At 67.2% G+C, this 14,734-nt stretch carries 13 protein-coding genes; 7 read left to right on the top strand and 6 right to left on the bottom strand.

Annotation, left to right across the window (positions count from 1 at the left end; all coding sequences use genetic code 11):
* Positions 1-59 precede the first annotated feature (59 nt).
* Positions 60-668, top strand: coding sequence for a GNAT family N-acetyltransferase (locus tag ABIA70_RS05230; protein WP_354146495.1), 609 nt, complete (start codon positions 60-62; stop codon positions 666-668).
* A gap of 45 nt (positions 669-713) precedes the next feature.
* Here ABIA70_RS05230 and ABIA70_RS05225 read toward each other — a convergent pair whose 3' ends face one another.
* The gene (locus ABIA70_RS05225) at positions 714-1,625 is read right to left on the bottom strand and encodes an SGNH/GDSL hydrolase family protein (RefSeq protein ID WP_354146494.1); all 912 of its coding nucleotides are present in this window, start codon (positions 1,623-1,625) and stop codon (positions 714-716) included.
* A gap of 178 nt (positions 1,626-1,803) precedes the next feature.
* Between ABIA70_RS05225 and ABIA70_RS05220 the strand changes: the two genes are divergently transcribed.
* On the top strand, positions 1,804-2,517 hold the full coding sequence (locus ABIA70_RS05220) for a tyrosine-protein phosphatase (RefSeq protein WP_354146598.1): 714 nt from the start codon (positions 1,804-1,806) through the stop codon (positions 2,515-2,517).
* Between the two features lie 101 nt (positions 2,518-2,618).
* Positions 2,619-5,306: a S1 family peptidase gene (locus tag ABIA70_RS05215; protein WP_354146493.1), complete on the top strand. Its 2,688-nt coding sequence runs from the start codon at positions 2,619-2,621 to the stop codon at positions 5,304-5,306.
* 17 nt (positions 5,307-5,323) lie between these two features.
* Here ABIA70_RS05215 and ABIA70_RS05210 read toward each other — a convergent pair whose 3' ends face one another.
* On the bottom strand, positions 5,324-5,749 hold the full coding sequence (locus tag ABIA70_RS05210) for a PaaI family thioesterase (protein WP_354146492.1): 426 nt from the start codon (positions 5,747-5,749) through the stop codon (positions 5,324-5,326).
* 156 nt (positions 5,750-5,905) lie between these two features.
* Here ABIA70_RS05210 and paaZ point away from each other — a divergent pair, with 156 nt between their 5' ends.
* The 3 genes from paaZ to ABIA70_RS05195 all read left to right on the top strand — a co-directional run bounded on the left by paaZ (position 5,906) and on the right by ABIA70_RS05195 (position 9,153).
* The gene (gene paaZ, locus ABIA70_RS05205) at positions 5,906-8,014 is read left to right on the top strand and encodes a phenylacetic acid degradation bifunctional protein PaaZ (protein ID WP_354146491.1); all 2,109 of its coding nucleotides are present in this window, start codon (positions 5,906-5,908) and stop codon (positions 8,012-8,014) included.
* A 244-nt stretch (positions 8,015-8,258) separates the two neighbouring features.
* Positions 8,259-8,669 carry a VOC family protein gene (locus tag ABIA70_RS05200; protein ID WP_354146490.1) on the top strand — a complete coding sequence of 137 codons (411 nt, stop codon included), beginning with the start codon at positions 8,259-8,261 and terminating at the stop codon, positions 8,667-8,669.
* Positions 8,670-8,841: 172 nt separating this feature from the next.
* The gene (locus ABIA70_RS05195; protein ID WP_354146489.1) at positions 8,842-9,153 is read left to right on the top strand and encodes a hypothetical protein; all 312 of its coding nucleotides are present in this window, start codon (positions 8,842-8,844) and stop codon (positions 9,151-9,153) included.
* 37 nt (positions 9,154-9,190) lie between these two features.
* Here ABIA70_RS05195 and ABIA70_RS05190 read toward each other — a convergent pair whose 3' ends face one another.
* From ABIA70_RS05190 to ABIA70_RS05180, 3 genes are all read right to left on the bottom strand, one after another.
* The gene (locus ABIA70_RS05190; RefSeq protein WP_354146488.1) at positions 9,191-9,478 is read right to left on the bottom strand and encodes a hypothetical protein; all 288 of its coding nucleotides are present in this window, start codon (positions 9,476-9,478) and stop codon (positions 9,191-9,193) included.
* Positions 9,479-9,496: 18 nt separating this feature from the next.
* On the bottom strand, positions 9,497-10,627 hold the full coding sequence (locus ABIA70_RS05185; RefSeq protein WP_354146487.1) for a S1C family serine protease: 1,131 nt from the start codon (positions 10,625-10,627) through the stop codon (positions 9,497-9,499).
* A gap of 81 nt (positions 10,628-10,708) precedes the next feature.
* Complete coding sequence (locus ABIA70_RS05180; protein ID WP_354146486.1) at positions 10,709-11,314, bottom strand: TetR/AcrR family transcriptional regulator; 606 nt, start codon at positions 11,312-11,314, stop codon at positions 10,709-10,711.
* Positions 11,315-11,486: 172 nt separating this feature from the next.
* Here ABIA70_RS05180 and ABIA70_RS05175 point away from each other — a divergent pair, with 172 nt between their 5' ends.
* Positions 11,487-13,346, top strand: a complete 1,860-nt coding sequence (locus ABIA70_RS05175) for an MBL fold metallo-hydrolase (protein WP_354146485.1) — start codon at positions 11,487-11,489, stop codon at positions 13,344-13,346.
* Here the strand turns inward: ABIA70_RS05175 and ABIA70_RS05170 are convergent.
* Positions 13,343-14,695 (bottom strand): MFS transporter, encoded by a 1,353-nt coding sequence (locus ABIA70_RS05170; protein WP_354146484.1) that lies wholly within the window; start codon positions 14,693-14,695, stop codon positions 13,343-13,345. The two genes, ABIA70_RS05175 and ABIA70_RS05170, sit on opposite strands and share 4 nt — an antisense overlap.
* Positions 14,696-14,734: the final 39 nt, after the last annotated feature.

Genomic DNA, 14,734 nt, shown 5'->3' with positions numbered 1-14,734 from the left:
CCCGTCCATGTGCTGCCCCCAGCGTATCCGGCAGTGCAGGTTGAGCCTAGGCTGGTGCAGTGACTTTTCTTGAGCCCCTCACCCTGACCGGCAAGCACGTCATTCTTGAGCCCCTGCGCCCGGACCACCACGACGGTCTGGTTGCGGCAGCCCGGGACGGCGGGCTCTGGAAGCTCTGGTACACCTCCGTTCCCGAGCCGGACGGGATGGCCGCGGAGATCGGCCGACGGCTGGCCATGCAGGAAGCGGGATCCATGGTGCCCTTCACCACGCGCCTCATCGACCCCGCCACGGGCGGCCCGGGCCGCATCATCGGCATGACCACCTACTGCAATATCGACGCTGCCACGCCCCGGGTGGAGATCGGCTACACGTGGAATGCGGCATCGGCGCATGGCACCGGAACCAACCCGGATTCCAAGCTGCTGCTCCTCGGCCATGCCTTCGAGACCCTGGGCTGTCCCGCGGTCGAGTTCCGGACGCACTGGCTCAACCACCAGTCGCGGGAGGCCATTGCCAGGCTGGGCGCCAAGCAGGACGGCGTGCTCCGCAGCCACTCGCGGACCAGGGACGGCGTGCTCCGGGACACCGTGGTGTTTTCCATCCTGGAGCACGAGTGGCCCATGGTCCGGAACGGGCTCGAACACAGGCTCGCCAAGCACCGGTAGGGGTGCTTGGCGAGCTGGGTGGCGTTAGTTGCCGCGGCGCCCCTGTTAGGGGCGGGCCAACTGCTTAAGATTCACTGACGCGACCAGGGCCGCAGCATATTGAGCATGTCCCTCTTGGTTCGGGTGGAAGTTTCGGGGTTCGAAGGGATCCACTTGGGAAAGGAAAAGCCACGGGCTGAGTGTGTTGACCTCGTGGCCTGCAAACCTTGCCGTGACGTCTACATACTGGACCTGCGCCCCGTACAAGGTATTTGCCTCTGCAGCGGCCGATGCAATGGTGGCGTTCAGTCCCGCGGTTCCCGAGTTAATCAGCTCCTGCCGGTCCGCCGGAAGCACTGGGAAGCCGGCTGTATTGAACAGCATGGCGTAGCCAAGAACCACTATTCTGGCACGGGGAGCTTGGCTGTGAACGGCAGTAAAGGCAGCGATGAGGTTTGCGCGAACCTGCGGCAGAGCCTGCTGAGACGCCAGAACGGCTCCGCTGCAAGCATCCGACGTGGCCGCAATGCAGTTGAACAGAACATTGCTCACGCCGGCATCGTTAGCGCCCGCTGTCATGCTGACCAGTTCGGTGTCCTTGGAGAGATTGCCCTGCGCGGTCAGCTGGGCTATCTGATCCTCGACGCTGGTGACCCCGTCCCATGTCGGCTGTGCAAGAAGCGCTCCGTGGCATGCCGCGTTTTTCACCAGTACAACAGGGGTGGCCAGGTCCACTTGGTCGACATAGCCATTGGCAGTCTGCGTGCAGGGCAGCGTCGGCACGAAAGGGCCAGTCGCCGTCGTGCCTACGGTGTCCGCCCCAGTCCCCGCCGAGTACGAATCCCCGATCGCGACGTAGTCGACGTCTCGCGGCGGTGGGGCTGTCTGGGCTGGAGCCGCGAGACTGACCGTCATAACAAGAGTGGCGAGGCCGGCCGCAAAGGCCGAGCGCCGCCGTCGTACTGCTGAAGCTGCCATCGAATTTCCCCTTTTTCTGATCGTTCGAGCAAAGTGACACAGGCACGTAGTGTCACCGTACGCCTTCAGCGACGGGGCGGTCACGGGCGCGGAGTACCTGTTTTTCCTCGCCCCTACTTGCCCGGGTACTTACCCGCCGGGCGTGCATGCTGCCGCGGCTGTGTGGTTGGCTGTCCGAATGGAGAATGCGGGGCAAACTGTGGGCTGGGACGGTGCCGTGAATGCGTGGCACGTTGCCGGCGGCGTCTTCCGGATGGGCCGCCGCGAATGGCTCACCGAAACCGGCTGGCAGAACGCGTACGACGACGGCGTCCGCACCGTGGTGGACCTCCGCAACCCCCATGAGGTGCAGCGCCGGGACACCGATCCGTCCGTCCCTGAATCGGCCTGGTCCGGCGTCAGGATTCTCTCCGCCCCCACCGAGGAACCCGGCGATCCGCGGCTCGCCGCCGTCTGCGGACCATACCTGAACGATCCCGCTCACTATCCGCACAATGTCCGGCTCTACCCGGAGAAGTTCGTGGACGTGTTCCGCGCTATTGCGTCGGCCCCGGCCGCGGTGGCCATCCATTGTGCGGCAGGCCGGGACCGGAGCGGGATGGTGGCGGCGATGCTGCAGGACCTTGCCGGCGACCCTGACGGTCTGATCGCCGATGGCTACATCAGGGCAGCCCGCGGCATCAACGAACGGTACCGGACCCACGGCCCACCCCACGCACGCGAACGCTATATGGAGGACGCCGAACTGGACCCGCTGCTGGAGCAGCGCGGCCGGACGGTGGTGGAGTTCGTCCGGGAGCTGGACACCCGCTCCTTCCTGCTGCGTAACGGGTTGGACGCTGCGGACCTGGCCGCCCTTCTAAAACTCCTGACGCGTCGGGTACGGTTGTGACTGGTGTGGCCAATGTGACACCGGTGAGGTGACTGGGTTGCTCTTCGCGGCACCGGTCAAGCCGGACAGACGTGAGTGGGACGAACCGAATGACGACCCGAATGAAATCAGTTCTTGCCGCAGGTACGGTCGCCGGAGTGGCTGTTGCGCTCGGGCTGGGAACCGTCCCGGCTGAGGCCTTTCCCGCTGCGGCTGTCCCGGCGTCGGCCGTCTCGACGTCGGCCGTTTCCGAAAGCCCGGCGGCGGGCGACGCGGGAGCCGGCGGGACCTCCGTGAGCGGCCCGGAGGTTTCAAGGGCCGGCCTTTCAGAAATGAGCCTTTCAGAAGCCGGCCTCAACGAGGCTGTCCTTCGCGATCTCGGCATGACGCCCGAGGAGTTCAAGGCCGCCGGTGAGCTGGGCAAGCGGGCGGCCGCAGCGGTGGCCGCACTCCGCGACGTTCCCGGATACCTCGGTCTCCGGCTCCAGGACGCGAAGATCATGGTGACCGGCTCCGGACCGGAACTGGCGGCGGCAGCAGCCGCACTCGCTGAAACCATCCCGGGCCTGGAAATCGAATCCGCGGCGCTGCCGGCCGCCCCGCCGGCAGAACCGCCCACCGCCCCCACGAAGAGCGCCGTACCCGCGGCGCCGGCCCAGGACACCGGCCGTTCAGAACTGGCGCTCACCACCGAGCAGCTCTTCCAGGACTACCTCCGCGAGGTGGGACCGGAGGGACTGCAGGCGGTGGTCACGTCGGGCGGGAAGTTCGTCATCCGGACTGGCGGGACCACCACTCCCCAGTCGGGGCCGGACACCTCCGGTGCGGCCCCTGCTTCCGGCGCGGCCCCTGCGCAAGCGGGCGCTAACGTCGCAACTACTGATTCGATGCAGCCCAGCGCCGGCAGGATCTCACCCTCCGAATTTGTCTCCAGGTACGCCAACGTGACGCTCGACGACGGCGCCCGCCTGGCGCCCGAGGCGGACCTTCCAGGCGGCTTGGGATACCGCGCGGACAACTGGGTCTGTTCCACGGGGTTCTCCGCCTTTGACCCTTCCGGCCTGCCCGCCGTGCTGACGGCTGGCCATTGCGCCAACGACGACGCAGCCAAGACCGCCACCCTGGAATTCCAGGGGACGCCGGCCGGAACGCTTGGCCAGTTTGGTTTCAGCCAGTTCGGGGGGCCTTCCAATTCGCCGGTCCTGCGCCCCGGAAACCTTGAAGACCCGGGAAACGTCGGGACGGACATCGCCGTAATCGGCGACCTTCGTCAAGACCTGGATCCGTTGCCGGCCGCCAGCACCTGGGGTGCCACCACGGCGCCGGACGTCAAAATCATCGGAACGTCCACCCCGGTCGTGGGTATGCCGGTCTGCCGCTCCGGCCGCTCCTCGGGCTGGTCGTGCGGGCATATCGCCGAGGTGGGGATCTTCGTTGCGGGAGGTGCCGGCTACGCTACCAATCCACTCGATCTTCGCGCGTTCAACGGCTTCCTCTCCTTCGACGTCCAGTCCAGCGGCGGCGATTCCGGCGGGCCATGGCTCAGCGGAAACTACGCGGTGGGTACACACACTGCCGGTGACACCCCGGATAGGAACGGCAACGTCGTACAGAACTTCGCCGTGGCCACCACGCTGGAGGACGCCCTGAAGGTTTTGCCCGGCTACCAGCTGGAACTCTTCCTCAACAAGCCGGAACTCACCGGGCCGGCAGACCTCACGTTCGCCGCGGGCACGAGCATCACCGGGAGGGTCCCAGCCGCCCCCGCCACCGCGGTTGCGGCCAATTCAAAAGTCCGCATCACTGTTGGCGGCCATCAACCATTGGAGGTCCCGGTGGACGCCGCCGGCCAATGGTCCTTCACGGCTCCACTGCCAGCCGGGCCCTTGACGTTCACCGCTGAAACGATCAACGGTTTCAGCCGCTCCGGCGCCGTCTCGCTGACCGCCGTCGTGGCGCCGTCGCCGCTCGCCGCCCCCGTCATCACGACGCCGGCCGGTCAGCCCCTGACGGAACTCAGGAGCCTTAACGGCACGGGAGCACCCGGGGCCAAGGTGACGCTGACGGGCGACGTGGCAGGATCAGGAACGGTCGGGCTCGACGGGCAGTGGTCGGTTCCCCTGACCGGTCCTGCGGTTTACGGCAGCGTCGGGGCGGCCGCCGTGCTGTCGTCCCCAGGGATGGCCGACAGCCCCGCCGCCTCGGCCACATTTACCGTGTTCCCGCCGGCCCCGGTCCTGGCCAGCATCACCGACGGGCAGCACTTCAGGCAGGATGATCTCCCGCGAACCATCACCGGGAGCGGGGCTGGCGGCGCTGCGGTGGCAGTAGCCATCGACGGAGTTCCCGTGGCCACTGCAGTAGTTCGAGGGGACGGCGGATGGAGCGTGCCGTTCCCGGGCGGGCTGGGCCTGGGAACCCACACAGTGTCAGTCACGCAGGCCGTTGAAGGTGTAGTTTCTGCGCCGGCCGTCGCTTCCTTCACCATCGACGTCCCTGTGCTTGCCGCGGTACCTCAAAGCCCGGCCCCGGCGGCCCCCGCGGCCCCGGCGGCCCCGGCGGCCCACGTGCCGTCCACTCCAGGGCCGGCCGCGGCTGCCGTTCCGACGGCGGACGGTGCCGTTGCCCCGGCGGGCGACACTGCCGCCGTCGTCCGTCCGCCGGCCGAAAACCCGGCCGAAAACCTGGCCGACACCGGTGCGTCCGGGCTGCTCCTTGCCGCCGCGCTGGCCGGCCTGGCGCTCGTTGCCGGCGGCGTGCTGTTGGCGCTGGTCCGGCGTCGGAAGCGGGCGCGCGCCTCCAGCCGCTGATCCAGACGACTAAGGCGCTACTTCCGGTCCATCAGCAGATTGGTGATGCGCAGCGTGCAGAGGCGCTGGCCGGTGTCGTTGGTGATCAGGACCTCGTGTGTGGTCAGCGTGCCGCCCAGGTAGATCGGCGTGGCCGTGATGGTGATCAGGCCTTCGCGGGCGGAGCGGTGGTGCGTGGCGGAAACGTCCACGCCGACGGCGGTTTTGCCCATGGTGCTGGCGTGGATGACGGCGGCCCAGGACCCTACGGCCTCGCCCACTGCCAGCGAGGCGCCGCCGTGCAGCAGCCCGAATGACTGCCGGTTGCCCTCCACGGGCATGGTGGCCACGACGCGTTCCACGGATTCCTCGACGATTTTCACGCCCATCTTCTCGTCGAGTTCGCCCAGCGTGATCTTCCACAGGTCCGTGGTGGAGGATGCGTTGGGTGATTCCGTGGTCATGATGTCTCCTCAAGGGGTGGAGGGCGGTTGCCCCTAAAAGCCTGACTTCCAGTGTGCAGCACAGCGCGGTCATGTACTGTAGACATGTTACCGAACGAACGGTCAGTAAAGCGCTGGCCGTGTGTGTTTGCCCCGCGTTGGAAGGACCCGTCAACGATGACCACCACTGCAACAGCCGAAGCCACACTCGAGACCGTCGAGACAGTTCCCAGTTTTGTGCAGGACTCCTGGTGGACTCCCGACGCCGGTGCGGCAGCCGACGCCGTCCCCGTGCGGGATGCGAGTACGGGCGAAATCCTCGCCAAGGTGAGCACCAGCGGACTGGACCTGGCCGCCGTCGTGGATTACGGCCGCACCGTTGGCCAGACTGAGCTCGGCAGACTGACCTTCCACCAGCGCGCGCTCAAGCTCAAGGAACTCGCGCAGTACCTGAACGCCCGGCGCGAGCACTTCTACACGTTCTCGGCACAGACCGGCGCCACCAAGATCGACTCGATGATCGACATCGACGGCGGCATCGGCGTCCTGTTCACCTTCGGCTCCAAGGGCCGGCGCGAACTGCCCAACTCCCAGGTGGTGGTGGACGGGCCCATGGAGGTGCTGTCCAAGGACGGCTCATTCGCCGGCGAACACATCTACACCCGCATCCCGGGCGTGGCGGTGCAGATCAACGCGTTCAACTTCCCGGTCTGGGGCATGCTGGAAAAGCTCGCACCAGCCTTCATCGCCGGGGTGCCCACCATCGTCAAGCCCGCCACCCCCACCGGGTACGTGGCCGCGGCCGTGGTGAAGGCCATCATCGAATCCAACATCCTGCCCAAGGGCTCGCTGCAGCTGATTTCCGGCTCCGTCCGCGGGCTCCTCGACGTCCTCGACTACCGCGACCTGGTGGCCTTCACCGGCTCCGCCTCCACCGCGCTTTCACTGAAATCGCACCCCAACGTGGTGCAGGGCGGCGTCCGGTTCACCTCCGAAACGGACTCCCTCAACGCCGCCATCCTCGGCCCCGACGCCGTGGAGGGCACACCGGAATTCGACGCCTTCATCAAATCCGTAGTCACCGAAATGACCGTCAAGGCCGGCCAGAAGTGCACCTCCATCCGGCGCGCCATCGTGCCCGAGGCGCTGGTATCCGCCGTGATTGCCGCCATTGGTAAGCGCGTGGAGGAGCGCGTGGTCCTGGGCGATCCCCGCGCCGAGGGCGTCACCATGGGTGCGCTCGCTTCGGTGGAGCAGCTCGCTGACGTCCGTGCCGCCGTGCAGTCAATGCTCGACGCCGGCGGTGAGCTGGCGTACGGAACCCTCGATTCGCCGTCGGTCACCTCCGCTGGCGGTGCCACCGGCGTGGCGGAAGCGGGCGCGTTCATGTCCCCGGTGGTGCTCAGCTGGGATGACCCCGAGGCCGACGCGATCCACTCGCTGGAGGCGTTCGGCCCGGTGGCCTCCGTGATCGGCTACAAGGACCTTTCCGACGCCGTCCGCCTCGCCGCCCGGGGCGGCGGCTCGCTCGTGGCGTCGGTCTGCACCAACGATCCGGCCGTGGCGCGTGAGCTCGTCACCGGCATCGCTGCCCACCACGGCCGTGTCCTGATGCTCAACCGCGAGGATGCCCGCAGCTCCACCGGCCACGGCTCCCCGGTCCCGCACCTGGTCCACGGCGGACCCGGGCGGGCAGGTGGCGGCGAGGAGCTCGGCGGCATCCGCTCGGTCATGCACCACATGCAGCGCACCGCGATCCAGGGTTCGCCCAACATGCTGACCGCCGTCACGGGCGTGTGGCACGCCGGGGCGGACCGGAACTTCACGGTGGAGACCGAGGGGACGCACCCGTTCCAGAAGCCGCTGGCCACCCTCCGCGTTGGCGATGCTGTCCGGTCGGAACTGCGCCAGGTCAGCCTCGAGGACATCACGGCCTTCGCGAACTCCACCGGCGACACCTTCTACGCCCACACCAACCAGGAAGCTGCGGCGGCCAACCCGTTCTTCCCCGGCATCGTGGCGCACGGCTACCTGCTGCTGGCGTGGGGTGCCGGGCTGTTCGTGGAGCCGGCGCCCGGCCCGGTCCTGGCGAACTCGGGCCTGGAGGGCCTTCGGTTCGTGACTCCGGTGGCTGCCGGCGACTCCATCCGGGTAACGCTGACAGCCAAGCGGATCACCCCGCGCGAAACCGACGAATACGGCGAGGTGGCCTGGGACGCGGTCCTGACCAACCAGAACGACGACATCGTGGCCACCTACGACGTCCTCACCCTCGTCGCAAAGTAACCCCCACCCCCGACGCTCTGGCAGTTCCTGCAGGTTTTCCCCAAACGCTCTGGCACCTTCCGCGGGTTTCCGGCGAACGCTCTCGCACCCGTGTTCTATCGCTGCCAGAGCATCGGGAGATTTGCCGCAGGAGGTGCCAGAGCGTTGGGGGATTTGCCGCAGGAGCTGCCAGAGCGTTTGGGGGTGCTCGGCGGATCTTTCCGGGCGGCCCAGGCGTAAGATTTGCTCCGTAGGAGGTGGCGAAATGAACCTAGCCCTGACAACTGCCACAACCATCCTGCCAGTCGATGATGCGGCGCGCGCCCACAGTTTCTACACTGAAAAACTGGGCCTCCCGCACCGTGGAATGACGGACGATGGAAGCGAATTACTCGGCACGGACGGCGGCCCCATGCTGCAGTTGATGCCGGTCTCGGACGGCAAGCACTCCGAGCACACCGCCCTGAGCTTCGAGGTGCGGGACATCGAGCGGATCGTCCAGGACATGGAGTCCAAGGGGGTCCGTTTCCAGGACTACGACCTGCCGAACCTGAAGACCGAAAACCACATCTGTACGACCGACTCCGAGAAATGCGCGTGGTTCATGGACACCGAACACAACATTTTGTGCGTCCATGAGACCCTTGGCGCGACCCAGGTTGAGTACCAGCTCTGAGCTAAAGAGTATGCACTCTGCGAAGCAGCAGGAGGGCTGCCCCAGCGAACGGGGGCGGCCCTCCTGCCTGCAAGCCGAGTGCCTGTGAGCTGACGCGAGGGGAATCATGACCCACCAGCAGCCAAGGCAAACGACCGAAGGGCGCGGGTTCCGTTGGGCTCCACGCACCCGAATGGGCAAGGTCGCGCTCGGACTGGACGTCGCGATGCTCGCGTTCCCGCTGTGGGTGCTGCCGTCGTGGTACCTCGTTACCTTCCTGATCGGGGCAGGGGGCATGTTCGAGTCGCCACGCGCCATTGCGGCCAACAGCGTCTTTCAGGGCATCCTGGTTGTCTGCGCCCTGTTGGTCAATTTGGTGGCATTGTTCGGTGCCAGGGACCACTCGTTTTTCCTTGTGGTGGCCCTTGGCCTGCTGACGGCCGTTTTGGTTTACATGGGCTGGTACACGGCAGAATTCGGGTTCCCGGGATCTGAATCCCGGTGAAGCCCTCAGGGCTTCTTAAGCCTTAGGACTCCGAGCCTTAGGATTCCGCGCCGCCGTGGAGGCCGTCGTCGCTGCTGTCATCCGACGGGCCGGTGCCGGTATCGGTCAGGTCCATGTTGCCGCGCGCTTCCTCCATGGTGGGGCCGCCGCGGGGCACGCTGTACGTGTCCGGGCGGATGCCGTGGGACTGTTCCTCGATCAGCGCCTGCTCCTCGCTGAAGCGGATGACATTCGCCTCGTCACCGGCGTCCCCGGGGCTGTCCTCCCTGAGCTTGGACGGATCGGGAATGATGAATCCGGGGTCTGCCTCTTTAGGGTTCGTCATGACATGCTCTCCTTTGGATTACTGGATTCTCGGCCGTTCAGTGAGTTCGGCTTTCAGATCCAGGTTCTGGTCTCCGCGCTTCACCTTAAACCCAACAGTATCCCCAGGGTTGCGGTTCCTGAGCTCAGCCAGCAGTTTCTCCGGGGCCCTGAGTTCCACTCCTTCCATGGTTTCGATGACGTCGCCGGGCCGGATCCCTGCACGGCCGGCCGGGCCGTCGCGGTCAACGGACAGAACCACGACGCCGGTGGTGGCGTTTATGCCCAGTTGCTCGGCGATCTGCCGTGTCAGTTCGCCGGGCGTGAGCCCAAGGTAGGCGTGCCTGACGGTGCCGTTCGCCAGCAACTCCTCGGCCACCTGTACGGCGGTGGCGGCGGGGATGGCGAACCCCAGCGCCACTGCACCGGACGACGGCGGGATGTAGGCCTCGCTGATGCCGACCACTTCGCCGCGCATGTTGATGACGGCGCCGCCCGAGTTTCCGGGACTGATGGGTGCATCGGTCTGGATCAGGTCCACCAGGGACAGGCTGTCCTGGGCCGAGCCGGGAATGGACCGGTGCAGGCCGGAGATGATGCCCGCCGTCGCCGTGTTTTCGAAGCCGAGCGGCGAGCCCAGGACCACGGCGCCCTCACCCACCTTGGGCAGCGTGCTCTGGTACGTGGGCTTGGGCAGCCCTGTGCGCTCAGCCTGTACCAGGGCGAGGTCAGTCACGGCATCCGTTGCCTTGACCGTGCCTGCCACCCGTTGGCCGTCTGCGAAGGCAACCTCAACTTTGGTGCTTCCCCGGACCACGTGCTCGTTGGTGAGGATCAGGCCGTCTGCCGAATACACCACACCGCTGCCCAGGCCGCCGTCGGTGAAGATGGTGACCACTGAGGGGGCGAGGTTTTCCACGATCTCCGTGACCGGGGCGGTGGTGCCTGGGCCGGCGTCCTGGGTGTTCCCGGCACCGTTTCCCGGACTGGGCGTGGGTGAGGCTGCGGAGGTGGCAGGCGGGGAAGATGTGGACGGCGTAGGCGCAGGTGCGGTCGTCCCGGTGCAGCCGGACAGTGCCAATACTGCGCACACGGCCAGGATTCCGGTCCGACGGCGTCGCTCGCGACGGCGTTGCTCGCGACGGTGTGACAAGCGGGCTGTTGGCTCCATTGACAACCTCCTGACGGACGCTGGCGCTTTCCTCAACCGTAGCCGCGGGCGCCCGGCCCCGCCACTCCCGCGGCAAACCTGCTAGGGCTTCGCGTGGAGCCCGTCGAACGCGATGGTGATGACGTCGTCGGCCAGTTTTTCGGGGGAGAGGGAACCGCCCGGTTTGTACCATTCCACGATTGAGTTGATGGTGCCGAACAGCAGGCGGGTTACCGTGCGGGGGTCGATGTCCTGGCGCAGCGAGCCGTCGTCGCGGGCCGCCGAAATCAGTCCGGCCACCTTGTGGTCGAAGGTGCGGCGGCGTTCCAGGGCGTCCCGTTCAATCTCCGTGTTGCCCCGCAGCCGCAGCAGCAGCGTGACAAACGGCAGCCGGTCCACCAGTACTGCCACCGTCTGCCGCAGCACAAATTCCAGCCGGGCATCCGCCGGGCCGGTCTGCGCCTCGGGCTGGTCAAGAATCGACTCGAGGCCGCCCAGTGCGTGGTCGAGGGCCAGCTTGAGGAGATCGCCCTTTGACGGCACATGGTGGTAGATCGCAGACTTCGAAATGCCAAGGTTCTCGGCCAGGATGCCCATCGAGGTGGCGTCATAGCCATGACGGTTGAAGACGTCGACGGCGATCAGCAGCACCGATTGCTGGTCGTAACCGGGACGGCCGCGCTTGCTGGGGGCTGCTGTAGTGGACATAGCCGCTATTTTCTCATGAACGTTCGGTAATTCGTGCAGCGGCACAAGGCTGTGTATCAGTTGGCTCCGGGGACCTTCGGCCCTGTGACGACATTTTCCGCAGGGACCACGCTGGTAGGGACCGGAATGCGGATCTGCGGACAGCGGAGGGCGGACAAGGATGAGGTCGGCAATGAAAACGACGCCACAGCCAATCTACGTCGCCGAGGGCGTGTACCAGCTGCCCACGGGCCCGCGCCGGATTGCTTCCCACGTCTATCTGGTGCGGTCCGGGCCCGGGTGGGTGCTTGTGGATGCCGGCTGGCCCGGCGCGGAGCAGCCGATCATGGCCGCGGCCGAGGGGCTGTTCGGCCGGGGAACGCGGCCTGCGGCGATCGTGCTGACCCACATCCACCCCGACCACTCCGGAGCGGCCCCAGCGCTGGCCCGCAGGTGGGGAGTGCCCGTCTATGTGCACCCTGCCGAAATGCCGCAGGCCCCCGGGAAGATGCTGGCCGAGTACGCAAACCCCCTGGACCGGCGGGTGTTGCGGCCCCTGCAGAAGCTCCTGCCGGCGGGGGCGATGCCGGTGTCGGACATGACCGACGTCGTGCGTCCCCTTGATCCGGCTGCGGGTGTGCCCGGGCTGCCCGGCTGGCGCTGCGTGCCCACGCCGGGGCACACCCCCGGACACATCGCACTCCTCCGGGAGGCCGACGGCGTCCTGCTCACCGGGGATGCGGTGCTGACGACGGACCTCAACTCGGTGAGCGGGCTGCTGGACACGCCGCCACGGGTCAGCAGCCCGCCGTGGATTGCCACCTGGGACCGGCCGGCTGCGGAGGCCTCGATCGCCCTGCTCGCCGAGCTGCAGCCACGGGTGCTGGCGAGCGGACACGGGCATGCGATGTTCGGTCCAACGGTGCCCCAGCAGCTCGCCGAGCTCTCCGCCCCGGATGCCGGGCAAGACGCCGCGCAAGAGGATGTGCAGCGGGCACATCCGGTCGAGTACACCCAGGTGGCGGCGACCCGCCAGGGCGGCCCGGAGGTGCTGGAGGTGGTGAGCCGCCGGCTGCGGGCACCACGCAGGGGCGAAGTCAGGATCCGGGTGGAGGCCTGCAGCGTGAGCGCTGTCGATGTGCAGGCACGCGAGGGCCTGTCGACGTATCCGCCGGAATTCCCGTTCGTGCCCGGCTACGCGGTCGTCGGCGTCGTGGACGCTGCGGGCCCGGGCGTCACTGCATACCCTGCGGGTGACCGGGTGGTGGCGATGATGGAGAAGGGCGGGTACGCGGAGTACGTCTTCGTGCGCACCCACCCCATGATGCGGGTTCCCGCCGATCTGGACGCCGGCGAGGTGGTGGCCGTGGCGCTGAACTACCTGGTGGCCCACCAGGCACTGTCCCGGGTCGCCAGGATCCGGCGCGGGCAGAAGATCCTCGTGACGGGGGCCGCGGGCGGGATCGGCACAGCCATCGTGCAGCTCGGGCAGCTGCTTGAACTGAAGATCTACGGGGTTGACAGCGCAGCCAAGCACCCTTGGCTCGCCGCCCACGGGGTGGTTCCCCTTGACGCGCAGGATGAGGACGTCGTCGACGCCGTGCGCCGCCTGGAACCGGACGGGGTGGATGCAGTGCTCGACGGCGTGGGGGGCGGGAAGTGGGTGGACCGCGGCCTGGCGGTGCTGCGTCGCGGCGGCGTGCTGGTGGAATACGCCAACCCCGGCAGCCCTGCCGCGACCCTCCGCCTGCTGCGACGGGCTGTCGGGCGCAGCCTGGTCCCGCGTGGAAAGAGGATCCGGCTCTACGGGACCACCTCCTGGCGGCTGGACCGCCGGCCGCTGATGGGCGCCTGGGCCACGCTCTACGGGCTGCTTGAGTCGCGGCGGATCAGCCCGGTCATCGCAGGCACATTCCCCATGGCGGAGGCCGGACGCGCCCACGCCCTGTTGGAGGGCGGGGGCGTCGTCGGCAACCTCGTCCTGCTCGCGCCCGGATTCAGGTCCGGGCCTGCGGAAGGGCCTGGGTTGCCCAGCCGGCGGCAGCAGGACTAGCTGGCGTTTTCTTCCAGGGTGAGGTCGCGGTCGCGGGTCTCCGGCGCCTTGATTGCCTGGAACAGCGAGATACCCACAACGATCATCATGTAGACGGCGATGGGCCAGTAGGAGTTGGTGGCCCAGGCCAGGAGGGCGGAGCAGATGATGGGGGCGATGCCGCCGCCGAAGATCGCCGAGAACTCCCGGGCGATCGCCACACCGGCGTAGCGGTACTTGGACCCGAACAGCTCGGCATACATGGCCGACTGCGCCGCGATGCCGCCCTCAACCGCGAAGGTGAAGCCCACGGCGTAGACGAGCGCGATCAGCCAGATGTTGCCGGTGCTGCTGAGCCAGAAGGCCGGGAAGGAGAACAGGAAGAGGAAGGCCAGGATGAACACGTTGACGGGTTTGCGGCCCCACTTGTCCGTGGCGCGTCCTGCAATCAGCGCCGCGGGGATGGCGAAGAGGCCGCCCATGGCCAGCATCTGCGGGATGAGGGCTTTGTCGATGTTGACCACGGAGATCAGGAACGTGCCCAGGAACGCCTGGTAGATGTAGGAGTGGGCGTGGGTGCCCATGTTGATAAGGAAGACCTGGCGCAGCGGGCGACGGCCCTTCTTGAGGACCTCCGAGACGGGGGAGGCAGCTTCAACGTGCTCCTTCTTCAGTTCGGCGAAGACCGGGGATTCCTTCATGTTGCGGCGGATCAGGTACGCGGCAATGGTCACGATGGCGCTGGAGAGGAACACCAGCCGCCAGCCCCATGATTCGAGGTCTTCGCGCGGCATCATCTGCACCAGGATCCAGGCGCCCGAACCGAACACGGAGCCCACTGCGGCGCCGGCCCAGACCAGCGAAGTCATGGCACCGCGCTTGCCCTTGGGCGCAAATTCGGCGAGCAGGACGACGGCGCTGGCCATCTCAGCGCCGGCGCCGAAGCCCTGGATGAACCGGAGGACAGTCAGCAGGATGGGGGCGAGGATGCCCACGGATTCATAGGTGGGGAGCAGTCCCATGGCAAACGTCGCCGTGCCCATCAGGGCCAGGGTTGCCACCAGCACGAACTTCCGGCCGATCTTGTCGCCGTAGCGGGAGAAGAACAGGCCGCCCATGGGCCGGGCAATGAAGCCGACGGCGTAGGCGCCGAAGCTGGCGATGAAACCCACGGCGGGGGAGACGTTGGGGAAGAACAGGGTGTTGAAGATGATGGCCGTGCCCACACCGTAGACAACCATGTCGTAGTTTTCCAGGACGGTGCCGATGAAGCCGGCCCAGCCGGCACGGCGCAGTTCGGTCTTGTTGACGGCCGCCGGGTGCAGCGCTCCGTGGGGTGGGGCTCCTGTAGGCAAGGGAGTGTGCGACATTGCGTTTTCCTGTTCTGATGGGGGCGCCCACGACTGCGT

The sequence above is a fragment of the Arthrobacter sp. 754 genome, assembly GCF_040548695.1.
In the GTDB taxonomy this organism is placed as follows: Bacteria; Actinomycetota; Actinomycetes; order Actinomycetales; family Micrococcaceae; genus Arthrobacter.
This window is presented reverse-complemented; position numbering and strand designations above follow the sequence as displayed.